14 protein-coding genes are annotated in these 16,041 nt (G+C 74.8%); 8 read left to right on the forward strand and 6 right to left on the reverse strand.

Annotated features, from left to right (window positions below):
• The first annotated feature begins 1 nt into the window (after position 1).
• From MNY62_RS06570 to yedF, 7 genes are all read left to right on the forward strand, one after another.
• The gene (locus MNY62_RS06570; RefSeq protein WP_242343314.1) at positions 2–2,755 is read left to right on the forward strand and encodes a bifunctional nitrogenase iron-molybdenum cofactor biosynthesis protein NifEN; all 2,754 of its coding nucleotides are present in this window, start codon (positions 2–4) and stop codon (positions 2,753–2,755) included.
• A 14-nt stretch (positions 2,756–2,769) separates the two neighbouring features.
• On the forward strand, positions 2,770–3,162 hold the full coding sequence (nifX, locus tag MNY62_RS06575; RefSeq protein ID WP_242343315.1) for a nitrogen fixation protein NifX: 393 nt from the start codon (positions 2,770–2,772) through the stop codon (positions 3,160–3,162).
• 40 nt (positions 3,163–3,202) lie between these two features.
• Complete coding sequence (fdxB, locus tag MNY62_RS06580) at positions 3,203–3,466, forward strand: ferredoxin III, nif-specific (RefSeq protein ID WP_242343316.1); 264 nt, start codon at positions 3,203–3,205, stop codon at positions 3,464–3,466.
• Between the two features lie 8 nt (positions 3,467–3,474).
• Positions 3,475–4,965: a nitrogenase cofactor biosynthesis protein NifB gene (gene nifB / locus MNY62_RS06585; protein ID WP_242343317.1), complete on the forward strand. Its 1,491-nt coding sequence runs from the start codon at positions 3,475–3,477 to the stop codon at positions 4,963–4,965.
• Positions 4,962–5,303: a nitrogenase-stabilizing/protective protein NifW gene (locus tag MNY62_RS06590; RefSeq protein ID WP_242343318.1), complete on the forward strand. Its 342-nt coding sequence runs from the start codon at positions 4,962–4,964 to the stop codon at positions 5,301–5,303. Before nifB ends, MNY62_RS06590 begins: the two co-directional genes overlap by 4 nt.
• Positions 5,304–5,318: 15 nt before the next feature.
• Positions 5,319–6,272 carry a hypothetical protein gene (locus MNY62_RS06595; protein ID WP_242343319.1) on the forward strand — a complete coding sequence of 318 codons (954 nt, stop codon included), beginning with the start codon at positions 5,319–5,321 and terminating at the stop codon, positions 6,270–6,272.
• Positions 6,273–6,356: 84 nt separating this feature from the next.
• Complete coding sequence (gene yedF, locus MNY62_RS06600; protein WP_242343320.1) at positions 6,357–6,713, forward strand: sulfurtransferase-like selenium metabolism protein YedF; 357 nt, start codon at positions 6,357–6,359, stop codon at positions 6,711–6,713.
• A gap of 180 nt (positions 6,714–6,893) precedes the next feature.
• On the opposite strand, the gene MNY62_RS06605 is transcribed toward yedF, so the two are convergent.
• From MNY62_RS06605 to MNY62_RS06630, 6 genes are all read right to left on the reverse strand, one after another.
• Complete coding sequence (locus MNY62_RS06605) at positions 6,894–7,745, reverse strand: putative selenate ABC transporter substrate-binding protein (RefSeq protein ID WP_242343321.1); 852 nt, start codon at positions 7,743–7,745, stop codon at positions 6,894–6,896.
• Between the two features lie 223 nt (positions 7,746–7,968).
• Positions 7,969–9,687, reverse strand: coding sequence for a PhnE/PtxC family ABC transporter permease (locus MNY62_RS06610; RefSeq protein ID WP_242343322.1), 1,719 nt, complete (start codon positions 9,685–9,687; stop codon positions 7,969–7,971).
• Positions 9,684–11,171 (reverse strand): LysR substrate-binding domain-containing protein, encoded by a 1,488-nt coding sequence (locus MNY62_RS06615; RefSeq protein ID WP_332842105.1) that lies wholly within the window; start codon positions 11,169–11,171, stop codon positions 9,684–9,686. Before MNY62_RS06615 ends, MNY62_RS06610 begins: the two co-directional genes overlap by 4 nt.
• A gap of 117 nt (positions 11,172–11,288) precedes the next feature.
• Complete coding sequence (locus MNY62_RS06620) at positions 11,289–12,218, reverse strand: aldo/keto reductase (protein WP_242343323.1); 930 nt, start codon at positions 12,216–12,218, stop codon at positions 11,289–11,291.
• An 18-nt stretch (positions 12,219–12,236) separates the two neighbouring features.
• The gene (locus MNY62_RS06625) at positions 12,237–12,581 is read right to left on the reverse strand and encodes a hypothetical protein (RefSeq protein WP_242343324.1); all 345 of its coding nucleotides are present in this window, start codon (positions 12,579–12,581) and stop codon (positions 12,237–12,239) included.
• A 93-nt stretch (positions 12,582–12,674) separates the two neighbouring features.
• Positions 12,675–12,824 (reverse strand): hypothetical protein, encoded by a 150-nt coding sequence (locus tag MNY62_RS06630; RefSeq protein ID WP_242343325.1) that lies wholly within the window; start codon positions 12,822–12,824, stop codon positions 12,675–12,677.
• A 113-nt stretch (positions 12,825–12,937) separates the two neighbouring features.
• Between MNY62_RS06630 and MNY62_RS06635 the strand changes: the two genes are divergently transcribed.
• Entirely contained in the window at positions 12,938–15,529 is a 2,592-nt protein-coding gene (locus MNY62_RS06635; RefSeq protein ID WP_242343326.1) for an ATP-binding protein, read from the forward strand.
• Positions 15,530–16,041: the final 512 nt, after the last annotated feature.

Here is a 16,041-nt window from a genome sequence, read left to right on the forward strand (position 1 = left end):
CATGCCGCGGCCCGACTACTACGACGCGCCCGACTGCGAGACGAGCGAGCAGGGCGCCCCGAAGTTCTGCAAGAAGTCCGAGCCTGGGGAAGGCACCGAGCGGAGCTGCGCGTTCGACGGCGCGCGGGTCGTGCTCATGCCGGTGACGGACGCGATCCACCTCGTGCACGGTCCGATCGCCTGCGCCGGCAACTCCTGGGACAACCGCGGCGCGCGCTCCTCCGGCTCGCAGCTCTACCGGCGCGGTTTCACGACGGAGCTGCTCGAGAACGACGTCGTCTTCGGCGGCGAGAAGAAGCTCCGCCGCGCGATCGTCGACCTCGCGGCGCGCTACCCGGAGGCGAAGGCGGTCTTCGTCTACGCGACCTGCGTCACCGCCATGACCGGCGACGACGTGGAGGCGGTCTGCCGGGCGGCGTCGGCGGAGGTCCCCATCCCCGTGATCCCGGTGAACACGCCCGGGTTCATCGGGGACAAGAACATCGGGAACCGGCTCGCGGGCGAGATCCTGCTCGACCACGTGATCGGCACGGCCGAGCCGGCGACGACCACGCCGTACGACGTGAACCTCATCGGCGAGTACAACATCGCCGGCGATCTCTGGGGGATGCTGCCGCTCTTCGAGCGGCTCGGGATCCGCATCCTCTCCTGCATCTCGGGCGACGCTCGCTTCGACGACCTCCGCCACGCGCACCGCGCCCGGCTGAACGTCATCATCTGCTCGAAGAGCCTCACGAACCTCGCGCGGAAGATGAAGAAGCGCTGGGGCATCCCGTACCTGGAGGAGTCGTTCTACGGGATGACCGACACGGCGCGGGCGCTGCGCCACATCGCGCGGGAGCTCGATCTCGCGCGCGGCGACGGCGCGAGCGGCATGGCCGACGCGGCCGAGGCGCTCGTCGCGGAGGAGGAGGGGCGCTGCCGGGCGCGGATCGCGCCCCACCGCGCCCGGCTCGCCGGCAAGCGCGCGGTGCTCTTCACGGGCGGCGTGAAGACCTGGTCGATGGTGAACGCCCTGCGCGAGCTCGGCGTCGAGATCCTCGCGGCGGGGACGCAGAACTCCACGCTCGAGGACTTCCACCGCATGAAGGCGCTCATGCACCGCGAGGCCCGCATCATCGAGGACACCTCGACCGCCGGGCTCCTCGCGGTCATGCGCGAGAAGCTGCCGGACCTCGTGGTCGCGGGCGGGAAGACGAAGTACCTCGCCCTCAAGACCCGGACGCCGTTCCTCGACATCAACCACGGCCGGGCGCACCCGTACGCGGGCTACGAGGGGATGGTCACGTTCGCCCGGCAGCTCGATCTCACGGTGAACAACCCGATCTGGCCCGCGCTCTCCGGGGCCGCGCCCTGGGAGCGGACCCCGGCCGAGCTCGACGCGGAGCGCGCGGCGGCGCGGGGCCACGCGGCGGCGCTCGCGGCCGAGGACCTCTCCGCGTCGCGCGTCGCGGTGCCCGCGAAGGCCGCGACGGTGAACCCGCAGAAGAACTCCCCCGCGCTCGGCGCGACGCTCGCGTACCTCGGCGTCGATCGCATGCTCGGGCTCCTCCACGGCGCGCAGGGCTGCTCCACGTTCATCCGGCTGCAGCTCTCGCGGCACTTCAAGGAGTCGATCGCCCTCAACTCGACCGCGATGAGCGAGGACACCACGATCTTCGGGGGCTGGAGCAACCTCCAGGCCGGGCTCGCGCGCGTCATCGAGAAGTTCCGGCCGGGCGTCGTCGGCGTCATGACCTCGGGGCTGACCGAGACGATGGGGGACGACGTTCGGAGCGCGATCGCCGAGTTCCGCAGGGAGCGCCCGGAGCACGAGCGCGTGCCGATCGTCTGGGCGTCCACCCCGGACTACTGCGGCTCGCTGCAGGAGGGGTACGCGGCGGCGGTGGAGGCGCTCGTCGCGACGCTCGCGGAGGGCGGCGCGCCGATCCCGGGGCAGGTGACGCTGCTCCCCGGCGCCCACCTCACGCCCGCCGACGTCGAGGAGCTGAAGGGGGTCATCGAGGCGTTCGGGCTCTCCGTCGTCGCAGTCCCGGACCTCGCGAGCGCCCTCGACGGCCACATCGACGACGAGGTCTCGGCGCTCTCGACGGGCGGCGTCGGGGTGGACGCCATCCGCTCGGCGGGGCGGAGCGTCGCGAGCATCTACGTCGGCGACTCGCTCGCCCCGGCCGCGCGCCGCCTGGAGGAGGCTTTCGGGGTCCCGGCGCACGGCTTCACGTCGGCCACGGGGATCGGCGAGGTGGATCGGCTCGTCGCGACGCTCTCGGCGATCTCCGGCCGGCCCGTCCCCTCCGCCCTCCGCCGCGCGAGGAGCCGCCTCATGGACGCGATGGTGGACAGCCACTACGCGTTCGGCGGGAAGCGCGTGGCGCTCGCGCTCGAGGCGGATCACCTGAAGGGCCTCACCCGCTTCCTGCACGGGATGGGCTGCGAGATCGGCGCCGCGCTCTCGGCGACCCGGACCCGCGGCCTCGACGCGCTGCCCTGTCCGGCCGTGTCCGTCGGCGACCTCGAGGATCTGGAGGCGGCCGCGAGGGGGGCGGACCTCGTGGTCGCGAGCTCCAACGGCCGCCAGGCGGTCGCGAAGCTCCGCGTGAAGGCCCACCTGCGCACGGGGGTGCCGGTGTTCGACCGGCTCGGCGCGCAGCAGAAGGTCTGGGTCGGCTACCGCGGCACGATGAACCTCGTGTTCGAGGTGGCGAACCTGTTCCAGGCGAGCGCGACCGAGGCGCAGCGGCTCGCGCACAACTGACGGCGGAGGTCACGATGCGGATCGCATTCACGAGCACGACGGGCGAGCGGATCGACGAGCACTTCGGGCGGGCGGGCCACTTCTACGTGTGGGAGGTCGGGCCCGAGGCTGCCCGCTTCCTCGAGCGCGTGAGCGCGCTCACGAGCGCGGACGACGAGGAGGACCGCATCGCCGCGCGCGCGAGCGCGCTCGCCGGCTGCGCCATCGTCTACACCGCGCATATCGGCGGCCCCGCCGCGGCGAAGCTCGTCTCCCGCCGCATCCACCCGATGAAGACGAGCGGCGACGCCCCCGTCGCGGAGGTGGTCGGGCGGCTGCAGGAGGTCCTGCGCGATCGGCCGCCGCCGTGGCTCCGGAAGGCGATGGCGGCCGGGCCGGCCGCCGCGACCAAGGCGAAGGACGAATGAACGCGCAGGGAATGGCGCATCGCACGGAGAGGAGACGGTCATGGCGTTCATCACGGGGCTGACGCGCGGGAAGCGGGAGTGGACCCCGCGCTTCGTGAGGTCCATCGACCCCGAGCTCTGCATCGGCTGCGGTCGGTGCATCAAGATCTGCGCGCACGGCGTGCTCGCACCGGCGGAGGTCGACGAGGAGGAGTCCGCCAAGATGTTCGCCGCGGTCGGGAACGCCGACGACTGCATCGGCTGCGAGGCCTGCGGCCGGACCTGCAAGAAGGGCGCGTTCTCGTTCGAGCCCCTGGCGGCGTGAGGGACGCCATGCGCCTCCCCGTCCTCGCCGGCCCCGCCGCCCCGCCCCCGGCGGCGAACTGCACGTTCGGCCGGGGCTGCGGCGACGCCCCGCCGGCGCTCCCCGCGGACGTCGCCGCGCTCGTCGCGGATCACCCCTGCTACAGCGAGGAGGCGCACCACCACTTCGCGCGCATCCACGTCGCGGTGGCGCCCGCGTGCAACGTGCAGTGCCACTACTGCAACCGCAAGTACGACTGCGCGAACGAGAGCCGGCCGGGGGTCGTGTCGGAGCGGCTCCGGCCCGAGGACGCGGTCCGAAAGGTGCTCGCGGTCGCCGCGGAGCTCCCCGAGCTGTCGGTGGTCGGGATCGCGGGGCCGGGCGACGCGCTCGCCAACGCGGACGCGACCTTCGCGACGCTCGAGGGCGTTCACCGCGCCGCGCCGGATCTCCGGCTCTGCGTCTCGACGAACGGCCTCGCGCTGCCGGAGCACGCGGAGCGGCTCGCCCGCGCCGGGGTGCGCCACGTGACCGTCACCGTGAACATGATCGACCCCGCCGTGGGCGAGCGGATCTACCCGTGGATCCTCCGGGGCGGGCGGAGGCTGCGGGGCCCCGAGGCGTCGCGGGTCCTCTCCGCGCAGCAGCTCGAGGGGATCGCGGCGCTCGCCGCACGCGGCGTGCTCGTCAAGGTGAACTCGGTCGTCATCCCCGGCGTGAACGAGGCGCACCTCCCCGACGTCGCCCGCGCCGTCCGTCGCGCGGGCGCGTTCCTCGTGAACCTCGTCCCGCTCCTCTCCGCGCCCGAGCACGGCACGCACTACGGCCGGACCGGGCAGCGCGGCCCGACCGCGGAGGAGCTCGAGCGCGTCCAGGCGGCCTGCGAGCTCGACGCCCGGCTCATGCGCCACTGCCGGCAGTGCCGCGCCGACGCGGTCGGGCGCCTCTCCGAGGATCGCTTCGCCGCGTTCACCCTCGCGTCCCTCCCGCCCGGTCCAGCCCCCGACGCGCGAGAGGCGCGCGCGGCCCGGCGCGAAGCCGTGGCGCGCGTCCGCGCGCGCGCGGCGCGGGAGCGCGACGCCGCGCTCAGCCGCGTCGCCTCGGTCCCGGCGGCTCTCTCGGCGCGGATCGCCGTCGCCACGCGGGCAGGCGGCCAGGTGGACGAGCACTTCGGCCACGCGCGCGAGCTGCTCGTCTACGACGTGAGCCGCGCCGGCGCGCGGCTCGTCGGCCGGCGCGCCGTGGACCGCTACTGCGTCGGCGGGGAGGGCGAGGAGGATGCGCTCGCGACGACGCTGCGCGCCCTCGAGGGCTGCCGCGCGGTGCTCGTCGCGAAGATCGGGCGCTGCCCCACGGCCCAGCTCGCCGCCGCGGGAATCGAGGCCGTGACGGAGCAGGCGTTCCAGCCCATCGAGGCGGCGGCGCTCGCCTGGTTCGAGGGCTTCGCGGCGCGGGCCGCGCGGGGCGAGGTCGCCGCCCCGCCGCCGGTCCCGGCGGCGCCGCGCGCGGAGGTCGCGTGACCCCGCGGTCGCGAGACGGGGCCGCCGCCCGCACCGGGCGCCCGGCCCTGCCGGAGCTCCAGGACCTCGAGGCGGCGGAGGACTTCTTCGCGGCGCTCGGCGTGCCGTTCGACCCGCGCGTGCTGGCCGTGAGCAGGCTTCACGTCCTGCGACGCTTCGGGCTCGCGATGGAGGCGTCCCTGCGCGAGCGTCCGGGCGCGAGCGAGGGGGAGCGTCGGGCCGAGCTGCGCGCCGCGCTCCGGGAAGCGCACGCGCTCTTCGCGCGGACCACGCCGCTCGAGTCCGGGGACTTCGGCGTGCAGCGGACGGCTCGGCCCGTGAAGCTCGGGCGCGGATGAGCTAAGAAGCGCGGCGTGCCCGCACCGCTCGCCGTCGACCTCGTCGCCGCCGCCGACTGGAGCGTGAGCGCGCGGAAGCGCTGGATGGCCATCGCGCTGCGCGGCCGGGACGGCCGCTGGCGAGCGGGAGGGGCGCGGCGGGTGGGGCGGGCGGAGACGCTCGTCGCGCGGCTCGCGCGCCGGGCGGGGACGGAGCGGAGCGCGCTCCTCGGCCTCGACCTCCCGATCGGCGTCCCCGCGGCGTACGCCGCGCGCCTCGGGCTGAGCGGCTTCCTCGAGTGGGCACGGGGCCTGGGCGCGCCGCCCTACGAGGCGTTCTTCTCTCCCGCCGCGACCGCCGGCGAGGTCACGCTTCACAGACCGTTCTATCCCGAACGCGCGCGCCGCAAGGGAGAGGCCCGCCAGGCGGCGCTCTGCGCCGCGCTCGGGGTGCCCGGCTTCGACGCGCTCCGCCGCGCCTGCGACCGCGCCCGGCCCGGCCGCCGCGCGGCGGAGGCCCTCTTCTGGACCGTGGGCGGGAAGCAGGTCGGGAAGGCCGCGCTCGCCGGCTGGCGCGACGTCGTCCTGCCCGCGCTCCGCGGCGGCCACGCAACGCTCTGGCCGTTCCAGGGCGAGCTCGCGACGCTGCTCCGGCCCGGCGCGGTGGTGCTCGTGGAGATCTACCCGGCGGACGCGTACCGCCGCCTGAGCGCGGCGCCGGTGTCGAAGCGGGACCCACGCTCGCGCCGCGAGGCGTGCGCCACGCTGGGGCGCTGGCTCGCGGACTCGGGGGTCTCCGCGTCGCGCCAGCTCTCGAGCCAGCTCGCGGACGGGTTCGGTCCGCGCCCGGACGGCGAGGACCCGTTCGACGCGGTGGTCGCGCTGCTCGGCATGCTCGACGTCGCGCTCGGCCGGAGCGCGCTCTTCGAGCCGGAGGAGCAGGAGGTGCGCGCGGTGGAGGGATGGATCCTCGGGCTCGGCCCGGGCTGAGCGGCTCGCGCGCCGAGAGGCGCGGCGCGACGGCGCGTCGCTCGCGCGCGCACTTTCCGGTAGAAGGATCGCCCGGAGGCGACCATGGCGGAACGGAGAGACGACGCGGGCACGGTGTTCGTGCTGAACGCGGAGACGATGGGGCGCGGCGACGACGCGCTCGGCGCGAAGCTCGTGGGCAGCTTCCTGCGCACGCTCGCCTCGACCGACCCGAAGCCGGACGCCATCGTGTTCTACAACGCGGCGGTGCAGCTCCTCGGGGAGGGGTCGCCCCACCTCGAGCCGCTCCGCGCGCTCGACGACGCCGGAGTGGACCTTCTCGCCTGCGTGACCTGCCTCGAGTTCTACGACCTCGTGGGCAGGATCGCGGTAGGGCACGTGAGCAACATGCGCGAGATCGTGCAGCGGACGATGAAGGCGGGGAAGGTCGTCACGGTGTGAGGGGACGCGGGGGGCGTGGAGGGAGGGGTCGGCTGACCAGAGATCGGACCGGCGATGTCGACCCGACCCCGACCTCGACCCCGACCCCGACCCCGACCCGACCTCGACCCGACCTCGACCCCGACCTCGACCCCGACCTCGACCCCGACTGAAGCCGAGGCCGAGGCCAAGCCCGAACGCTCACTCCTTGATGAGCCCCGCCGCTCGCGCCGCCTTCTCGATCGCCGTGTAGTTCTCGGGCGCGGTCGGGATGAACTTCCTCGCGCGCTGCAGGTCGAGGATCTTCTTGTGCTCCGGGTTCGCCGGGTCGAGCGCGAGGAACGCGCCGCGGAGCTTCTCGACGACCTTCGGATCGAGGTCGCCCCGGACCGTCCAGTTGTAGTCGTGGTACTCGGGCGTGGTCCACAGCACGCGGATCTTGGAGGGATCGATCTTCTTCTCGTCGAGGAGGCGCTGCCAGATGGACTCGTTGAGCGCGCCGGCGTCCACCTTGCCGGCCTCGACCCACTTCGCCGTCACGTCGTGCGCGCCGGAGTAGGCGACCTTCGCGAAGTCCTTGTCCGGGTCGATGCCGTTCTGGAGGAGGAAGTAGCGGGGCATGAGGTGGCCGGAGGTGGAGCTCACCGACCCAAAGGCGAAGCTCGCGCCCTTCAGGTCCTGGAGCTTCTGCGCCTTCGACGCGGCCGGGACGATGAACTTGGAGTGGAAGCGGGCGTCCTCCTCGCGCTGCACGAGCGGGATCGCCGTGCCGGTGCGCAGGCGGGCCTGGACGAAGGTGAAGCCGCCATACCAGACGAGGTCGAGCTTGCCGGCGGCGAGCCCCTCGACGGTCGCGGCATAGTCGGTCACCGGGGTGAACTTCACCGGACGGCCGATCGCCTGCTCCAGGTACTTCCCGAGCGGCTCGAACTTGCGCAGGAGCTCGGTGGGGGACTCGTCGGGGATGGCGGAGACGCGGAGCGGCTCCTGCGCGGCGGCGGAGAGCGGGAGGAGCGGCAGGAAGAGGGCGAGGAGGCGGGTGAGGCGGTGCATGGAAGGCTCCCGGCACGCGGCGGACGGCGGCGGGCCGAACGAGGGTCTCGAGGCGCAGGACGTGGACGCGGGTGCTCGGAGGCGAACTCGCCTCCCGCCGGGCGGCCTCAACGGTCGAGGGGGACACGGCGCTCGATGGGCAGCACGGGGTCACCTCCTCTCGGCACGGGACGCAGGGGGCATCGCATGGCCGGGGCGCCCGCGCAAGCCACGGGCGGGGCCTTCACCAAGCGTCCACCACGGGCGGAACCCCCGCCTCCGGGTGCGCCTCGGCGCGCTCGGCGGGGCCCTCCACGAGGCGCTGACGGAGCGCGCCGGAGAGGAGATCGACCGCGGTGACGAGCACCACGATGACGGCGAGCAGCGTGAGCGTGCGGTGGTGGTGGAAGAGGTTCAACGAGACGTACAGGAGCCCTCCGAGCCCGCCCGCGCCCACGACGCCGAGCACCGCGGAGGCGCGGATGTTCACCTCCCACCGGTAGAGCGTGTAGGCGACGAGCTGCGGGAACGCCTGCGGCAGCACGGCGAGCGCGGACGCCGCGGCGTCGCTCGCGCCCGCCTCGCGCAGGGCCGCGAAGGGGGCGGTGGGGACCTCCTCGAGCGCCTCGGCGTAGAGGCGGCCGAGGACGCCGGCGGTGTGGACGCCGAGCGCGAGCGCGCCCGCGAACGGGCCGAGGCCGACCGCGAAGATGAGGACGAGCGCCCAGAGCAGCTCGGGCAGGGTCCGGCCGAGGTTGAGGATGCCGCGGGCGGTCCACGCGGCCAAGGCGAGCGCCGCGCCGCGGGCGGGAGAGGGGCGGGCGCCGCCGGCGAGCGCGTGGAGCCGGTGGGCCGCCGGGTACGCGAGCAGGATCCCGAGGAGCGCGCCGATCGCGGTGCCGAGCACGCTGACCGCGAAGGTGACGAGCGCGGCGGGCGCGAGCTGCCGCAGGAAGGCAGGGTCGAGGTCGGGTGGCCACAGCGAGCCCGCGAACCCGCCGACGCTCGCGAGCGCGGACGGGGAGAGGACGTCGCGCCAGGCCAGGTCGAGCACCCGCGCCGCTCCCCAGGCGGCGAGCGCCCAGGCGGCGAGGCCGAGCGCCCGCGCGCGGAGCGCGCCGAGCCCGAGCGGGAAGAGGCCGCGGCTCCGCTGGAGGCGGCGGCGGACGAGCTGGGAGAGGAGGTCGACGCCCGCGACGAGCGCGAAGAGCGCGATCACCATCGCCGCGACCTCGTCGTATGCGAACATCTTGAGCGAGAGCTCGAGCTGTACGCCGACGCCGCCCGCGCCGACGAGCCCGAGCACCGCCGACGCCCGGAGCGCGCAGTCGAACCGGTAGAGCGCGTAGGAGGCGACGAGCGGGAGCGAGGCAGGGAAGACGCCGAAGGCGAACGCGCCGAGCGGCGTCGCGCCCGCGCCGGAGAGCGCCGCGGCGGGTCCCCGGGGCGCCGACTCGAAGATCTCGGCGAACACCTTGCCGAGCACGCCGGCGTAGCCGACCCCGATCGCGAGCACGCCCGCGAGCGGCCCCATCCCGAACGCGCGGACGAACACGAGCGCCCAGACGAGCTCGGGCACGGAGCGCATGAGGTTGAGGAGGACGCGCGCCGCGAGCCACCCGGCGCGGCGCGCCGCGGAGGGCGGATCGCCCGGGGTGGCGAGGACGCGCGGCGAGGCCGCGAGGAACGCGAGCGGCGCGGCGAGCAGGAGCGCGAGCGAGATGCCGAGGAGCGCGATGGCGACCGTCTCGGCGAGCGGGCGCGCGAGGGAGGAGAGGAACGCGGCGGAGTGGGCGGGCGGCCAGAAGCCTCGCGCGAAGTCCGCCATCGCCCGGCGTGCCCCGGGCGCGAGGAGCGCGCCGAGATCGCCGCCCACGACGTGATAGGAGAGGCCGACGGCGGCCGCGAGGGCGAGGCCCGGCCAGGAGAGGAGCGCCGGGAGGGGCGGGCGCCGCGCCGTCACGCGCCCTCGGCGCCGCGCGTCACGGCGGCTCGGGCGACCTCGACGAAGCGCCGCGCGGCGGGAGAGGGGGTCGCGTCGCGCCGCCAGGCCACGAAGAGCCGGCGCGGGATGCGCACCCCGTCGATGCGGAGCGCGCGCAGGTGCCCGCGCTCGAGCTCGTCCCGGACGGCGAGCCTGGAGGTGAACGCGACGCCGACGCCCGAGAGGACCGCCGCCTTGAGGCCGACGAGCGTGCCGACCTCGAGCGCGACCGCCGCGGGATCGAGCGGCACGCCGAGGTTCGCGAGGTGGTCCTCCACCACGGCGCGGGTGCCGGAGCCGGCCTCGCGCTCGACGCGCGGCAGCCGGGCGGCGAGCGCGGGCGGGATCGGCTCGTCGGGGAGCCCCTCCTGCGCGGGCGAGGCGACGAGCACGATCTCGTCCTCGACGAGGTCCTCGAAGTGGAGCTCGGGGTGAGGGGAGCGCGCCCCCACGAACCCGACCTCGACGCGCCCGGCGAGGAGATCGGCGGTCACCTCCGCCGAGTCCTTCACCGCGAGGCTCACCCGCACCCCCGGGTACTCTCGCACGAACGCGCGCACGGCGCCGGGCAGCACGAACTCGCCGGGCGTGTTCGAGGCGCCGAGCGCGAGGACGCCGGCGGGCGCGACGGGGCCCGGGGTGCGCGGCGCCGCGAGGGAGGGGCTCGCCGCCGCGCCCTTGCGCGACGCGTACAGGCGCGAGAGGTCGTCGAGCGTCAGCGCCGCGACGGGCGCGTCGAACGCCACCGCGCCGTCGCGCAGGCCGACGACGCGGGTCACCACCGGGAGGAGCGGCTCGAGCCGGTGGGTGGAGACGACGAGCGTGCGTCCGGCGAAGGCGCGCCCGAGGAGCGCGGCGATCTCCACCGCGCGGGCGGGGTCGACCGACGCGACCGGCTCGTCCGCGATGACGATCTCGGGATCCTGGTAGAGCGCGCGCGCGATCGCGACCCGCTGCTGCTCGCCGCCGGAGAGCCGGTCCACCCGCTCGTGGAGCCGCTCGGCGATCCCGACCTGGGCGAGGACCGCCTCGACGCGCTCGGCCTCCGCGCGCGAGACGAGCGCGGCGAGCGCGCGCGCGAGGGACATGCTCCCGAGCCGCCCGGCGACGACGTTCTGCATGACGCTCGCCTGCGGGACGAGGTGGAGCTGCTGGTGGACCGTCCCGATCCTCGCGCGGACGGCGCGCAGCGCGCGCGGCCCGAGCCCCGCCACGTCGCGCCCGAAGACCTGGACGGCGCCGCACGACGGCGCGAGCGAGGTGGCGAGCAGCCGCAGGAGCGTGGACTTGCCGGCGCCGCTCGGGCCGACGATCGCGACGCGCTCGCCCTCGCGGATCGAGAGCGACAGGGGCAGGAGCGCGTCGCGCCGGCCGTAGCGCTTGCCGACGCCGGTGAGGGCGAGGGCCGGCGCCGGGGCGGACGTGCGCACGGGCGCGGGGGCGGGCGCGGGCGCTTCGCTCATGGGACGGCGAGGTGGGCGAGCATGGAACCGTCTCTTATCGGGCGCGCGCCGTCCGCCGCAAGCGCCGCGGACGCCAGACGGCCGACCGTGATTCGCGACACCGAAGGTGATCGCGAGTCACGAACCGTCGTTCGGGTCCCACCAGACCTCGCCCTTGCCGCGGATCGCCTCCGCCGCGCGGCCGCGCGTCGCCGCGAGCTCGCCGCCGCTCATCGGGCGGAACGCCTCCGCCGCCGCGAACGCGGCGTCCTGCTCGTTCGGGAACGACAGCCCGAGCAGCGCCACGTCCGGGTCGAGCGTCAGGGTGTAGCGCAGGCACTCCTCGACGGAGAGGCGCGGCAGGGTGGGCGCCGGCGCGTCGTCACCGCCCGAGGACACCTTGCCTCTCGGGCGCTGCGCGAGCGGGCGCCCGTAGCCCTCGGTGTCGCCCACGAGCTTCCCGGCGCCGAACGTCTTGAAGCAGATCGTCCCGACGCCGCGCGCCTTCGCGGCGGGCAGGATCTCGTCGACGTAGCGCGGGTGACAGTACGGTCCCACCGGGAACATGACGACGTCGCACTGCCCGGAGGCGAGCGCGTCGGCGAGCACGTCCGGGTGGTGCGACGAGATCCCCCGGAACCGCGCGCGCCCGCGGGCGACCTCCTCCGCGAGCTCCGCCATCGCGCCGCCGGGCGCCTTCGCCCGCCGCCACGCCTCGGGCTCCGAGCAGGAGTGCAGCACGAGCAGATCGACCGAGCCGAGGCCGAGCCTCCGCAGGCTCTCGGTGAGCTGCGGCGCGACGGGGCGGTCGAGGTGATCGATCTTGTCGACGAGGAAGACGCCCGCGCGCCGGCCGCGGAGCGCCTCGCCGACGATCTCCTCCGAGTAGCCGTCCTCGTACATGGGCGCGGTGTCGACGACGTTGAGCCCGGCGTCGAGCGCGCGCCGGAGCGTCTCGACGCAGCGCTCCTTCGGGACCGAGCGGTCGGCGAGATCGCCGGCGCCGAGCGCGGTCGCGAGGAAGCCCGTGCCGCCGAGGGCGCGCCGGGGCGTGAAGCGGTGGGCCATCGCGCTCCCTCCTGGATGCTACTTGGCCTTCCGGACGACCTCGATGCGGACCACCTGCAGCTCGTCGCCGGTCCGGTCGAGCGAGGCCCGGACCTCCTCGCCCCGCTTCAGATCGCTGAACTTCGCGGACGCTCCGTCGACGGTGATCTTCGCGTCCTTCGCGACCTTCACCTGCGTCGTGGCGTCGCCCGCGTCGAGCACGAGCTCGCGCTGCGCCTCGTCCACCCGCGCGATGCGCCCGTGCACCTCCTGCTGCCGCTGCGTGGCGGCGGCGCCCGGGGCGCTCGCCTGGGCGTTCGCGGTGCCGGTGAAGCCGGTGACGCCCAGCATCAGGGCGATGGCGACGACGAGTCTCACGTGCATGTGTGTCCCTCCGAGGAACTCACGATGCGCGTGGGTCCGACGGCGCGCACGCCGGGGAGCGGGAGGTGGAGCGGGCGCCGGGTCGCGCGGCGGTCAGCGCAGCATGCCGAAGAGCATCACCGCGAAGAAGACGGGGACCAGCAGCGCGACGATGCCGCCGACGACGAGCGCGGCGATGACCGCGGCGCGCGCGGGCGCGTTGCGGGGGAGTGATCCCTCCTTCGGGCGAAGGCGGAGCTTCACGGCGGCAGTCTAGTCGATCTCACCAGGGCCGAGCGATCGTCGCCCTGTCCCATGGCCCATTGCTTGTGCGCCGGTAGGTCGAGTGCTGAGATGCACCCGGTTAGGGGGTGCCGGTGTCCAAGTTGCTCGCGAGCCTGCGCGTTCGCCTGCTGTTCCTCGTCCTGGTCGCCGTCGTCCCCGCGCTCGGGATCCTCACCTACGCCGCGCGGGAGCACCGCCGCCTGCTGGAGGTGGGGGTCGAGCAGGAGTCGCACGCGATCGCGCGGCTCCTGGCCGAGCGCAACAGCCGGGTCATCGAGCGGGCGCGCGGCGTGCTCATGGGCATCTCCCGGCTGCCGAGCCTGCGCGCGGGGGACGGGGAGGCGTGCTCGCGGGATCTCGCGCCCATCGTCGCGGCGACGGTCGAGCTCGGAAACCTCGGCGCGGTCGCGCTCGACGGCGAGTACTTCTGCCGGGCCGCCGGCGGTCGGCGCGTGAACCTCCTCGACCGCGACAACGTCCGGGTGCCCCTCGAGACCGGCGAGTTCGCGGTGGGCGCGTACCGCGTGTCGCGCTCGCGCGGCGTGCCGAGCATCGGGTTCGGCCTGCCGGTGCGCGACGACGGAGGCCGGATCACCGCGGTCGCGATCGCGATGCTCGACGTGCAGGCGCTCCAGCGGGATCTCGACGCCATGGAGCTCCCGCAGGGCGGCGCCGCGGCGCTGCTCGACCGCGAGGGGACCATCCTCGCGCTCCGCCCGTACGACGCGAAGCTCGTCGGGACCAAGCTGCCGTCCGCGCTCCACGCCGGCGCCATGGACGACGTCGCGCGCCGCGCGGTGGGCCCCGACGGCGTCGAGCGGATCTACGGCTTCCACGACGTGTTCATGGGGCCCGGGCCGGCGGCGCTGCACGCCGCGGCGGGCGTCCCGATCGCCGACGCCTACGCCCCGGTGAACCGCATCCTCCTGCGCACCTTCCTCGCCTTCGGCGGGGTGGCGCTGCTCGCGCTCGTCGCCGCAGGGTTCGCCGCGGAGCGGCTGCTCGTCCGCAAGCTGCGCGCCCTCATGGCGGCGGCGCGACGGATCGCCGGCGGCGACTACTCGGCGCGCGTCGGTCTCGAGCCGGGGCGCGAGGAGCTCGGCCAGCTCATCGGCGCGTTCGACGAGATGGCCCACTCGCTCGAGTCGCTCTCGCGGCAGAACAGGCTCATCCTGGACTCGGTCGGCGAGGGGATCATCGGGATCGACCGCGCCGGGCTCATCGTCTTCGCGAACCCCGCGGCGGCGCGCGCGCTGGGGCGGAGCGTCGAGGAGCTCCTCGGCCAGGACGGGCACGGGCTCGTCCACCCGACCACCCTCGACGGCTCGCCCGTCCCCGCCGCGGAGTGCCGCATCCGCGCGGCGATGCGCGATGGGATCGTCCGGCACGGCGTCGACGAGGCGTTCCGGCGGCGCGACGGGAGCGCCTTCCCGGCGGAGTTCGTCGCCTCGCCGCTCGTGGACGGCGGCGCCATCGTCGGCCTCGTGCTCGCCTTCCGCGACGTGGGAGAGCGGCGCAGGCTCGAGGAGCAGCTCCGCCACTCGCAGAAGATGGAGGCGGTCGGGCAGCTCGCGGGCGGCGTCGCCCACGACTTCAACAACCTCCTGACCGCGATCATCTCGTTCGCGCGGCTCGTCCAGGAGTCTCTCCCACCCGAGCACGCGAGCCAGCCCGACGTGCGGGAGATCGTCGTCGCCGCGGAGCGCGCCGGCACGCTCACGCGGCAGCTGCTCGCGTTCAGCCGCCGCCAGCGGCTGGCGCCGCGCGTCGTCCACCTCGCCGAGGTCGTGCGCGGGATGGAGCCGATGCTGCGCAGGATCCTCGGCGAGACCGTCGCGCTCGAGGTGGACGTCCGCGCTCCGGGGACGGTGGTCGCGGACCCCGGCCAGCTCGAGCTCGCGGTGCTGAACCTCGCGGTCAACGCGCGCGACGCGATGCCGGAGGGAGGGCGGCTCCTCGTCGCGGTGGACGAGCGAGCCGCATCGGAGGCGATCGCCGAGGAGGCGGCGCTGCCGCCCGGGCCCGTCGCGCTGCTCTCGGTGCGGGACGCCGGCGTGGGCATGGACGAGGCGACCCAGGCGCGCGTGTTCGAGCCGTTCTTCACGACGAAGCCGCTGGGGAAGGGGACCGGCCTCGGCCTCTCGACCGTGTACGGGATCGTCTCGCAGAGCGGCGGCGCCATCCGCGTCCGCTCGACGCCCGGCCAGGGCTCCGAGTTTCGCATCCTCCTGCCGCTCCATGCGGAGGAGGCCGCGCCCGAGGCGGCGGCGCGGCTGGAGCGAGCGTGGGGGGGGCACGAGACGATCCTGCTCGTCGAGGACGACCCCGCGATCCGGGCGGTCGCACGGCGCGCCCTCGACGGCGCCGGCTACCGCGTCATCGACGCGGCCTCCGCGGAGGGGGGGCTCACCGCCGCCGAGGCCCTCCAGGGCCCGCTCCACCTGCTCGTATCCGACGTGATCCTCCCCGGCCGCAACGGCTGGGACCTCGCGCGCGAGCTCGAGCAGCGCCGCCCGGGGGTGCGCGTGCTGTTCGTCTCGGGTTACGCGCGTCACGCGTCGGGCGTCGCGCTCGTGCCCGCGGACGCGCCGTTCCTCGCGAAGCCGTTCGCGCCGGACGATCTGCTCCGCGCCGTGCGGAGCGCGCTCGACGCGCGGGAGAAGCCCTCCGCCGGGGCGGCTTAGGACGGAAGCGGTGAGCCAGGCGAGATGCTGCGGCTCGTGCAGCTCCTTCAGCGCAAGCGGAGATTCTGAGCGCGTGAAGCCGTACAGCGGCAGTCACCATCCCGGTCGTGGTAGCCGCGAGCCGCTCTTTGCGCGACCGACGGTTCCGTGGGGCGCCCAAAGACGATGAGGCGCTGTTCGATGGGCGCCCCCGCGACGGACGCGCCCACGTAGGCCCTGGAGCGCGTCGAGTAATGGAAGACGACGTCGCCGGGCTCGATCAGGTGATGAACGAATACGACCAGTATTCGTCGCCGGCTTCATCGGTCTGCGGGCACTTCAGATCCGCGCCGATGTCGTCCCGGTCGGTGATCTCACCCAGCACCGCTCGTCAGGTTTGGGGTCCCACCAGTAAGCCATGGCAGTAACGCTACCACCTACGTCAGGCGCCCTGGCCGAAAACCCCTACAGCGCGCCGAGGCCCGATGACGCGCGGATGCACCGTCCCGCTCACCATGGCTGGAATCGGTCGT

Origin of the sequence: Anaeromyxobacter terrae, assembly GCF_022690685.1 — a bacterium.
In the GTDB taxonomy this organism is placed as follows: Bacteria; Myxococcota; Myxococcia; order Myxococcales; family Anaeromyxobacteraceae; genus Anaeromyxobacter; species Anaeromyxobacter terrae.

Excerpts from the sequence above, each read along its gene's own strand:
- MNY62_RS06570 (WP_242343314.1), top strand. The coding sequence starts at position 2 with ATGCCGCGGCCCGACTACTACGACGCGCCCGACTGCGAGACGAGCGAG.
- nifX (WP_242343315.1), top strand. The coding sequence starts at position 2,770 with ATGCGGATCGCATTCACGAGCACGACGGGCGAGCGGATCGACGAGCAC.
- fdxB (WP_242343316.1), top strand. The coding sequence starts at position 3,203 with ATGGCGTTCATCACGGGGCTGACGCGCGGGAAGCGGGAGTGGACCCCG.
- nifB (WP_242343317.1), top strand. The coding sequence starts at position 3,475 with ATGCGCCTCCCCGTCCTCGCCGGCCCCGCCGCCCCGCCCCCGGCGGCG.
- yedF (WP_242343320.1), top strand. The coding sequence starts at position 6,357 with ATGGCGGAACGGAGAGACGACGCGGGCACGGTGTTCGTGCTGAACGCG.
- MNY62_RS06605 (WP_242343321.1), bottom strand. The coding sequence starts at position 7,745 with ATGCACCGCCTCACCCGCCTCCTCGCCCTCTTCCTGCCGCTCCTCCCG.
- MNY62_RS06615 (WP_332842105.1), bottom strand. The coding sequence starts at position 11,171 with ATGAGCGAAGCGCCCGCGCCCGCCCCCGCGCCCGTGCGCACGTCCGCC.
- MNY62_RS06620 (WP_242343323.1), bottom strand. The coding sequence starts at position 12,218 with ATGGCCCACCGCTTCACGCCCCGGCGCGCCCTCGGCGGCACGGGCTTC.
- MNY62_RS06625 (WP_242343324.1), bottom strand. The coding sequence starts at position 12,581 with ATGCACGTGAGACTCGTCGTCGCCATCGCCCTGATGCTGGGCGTCACC.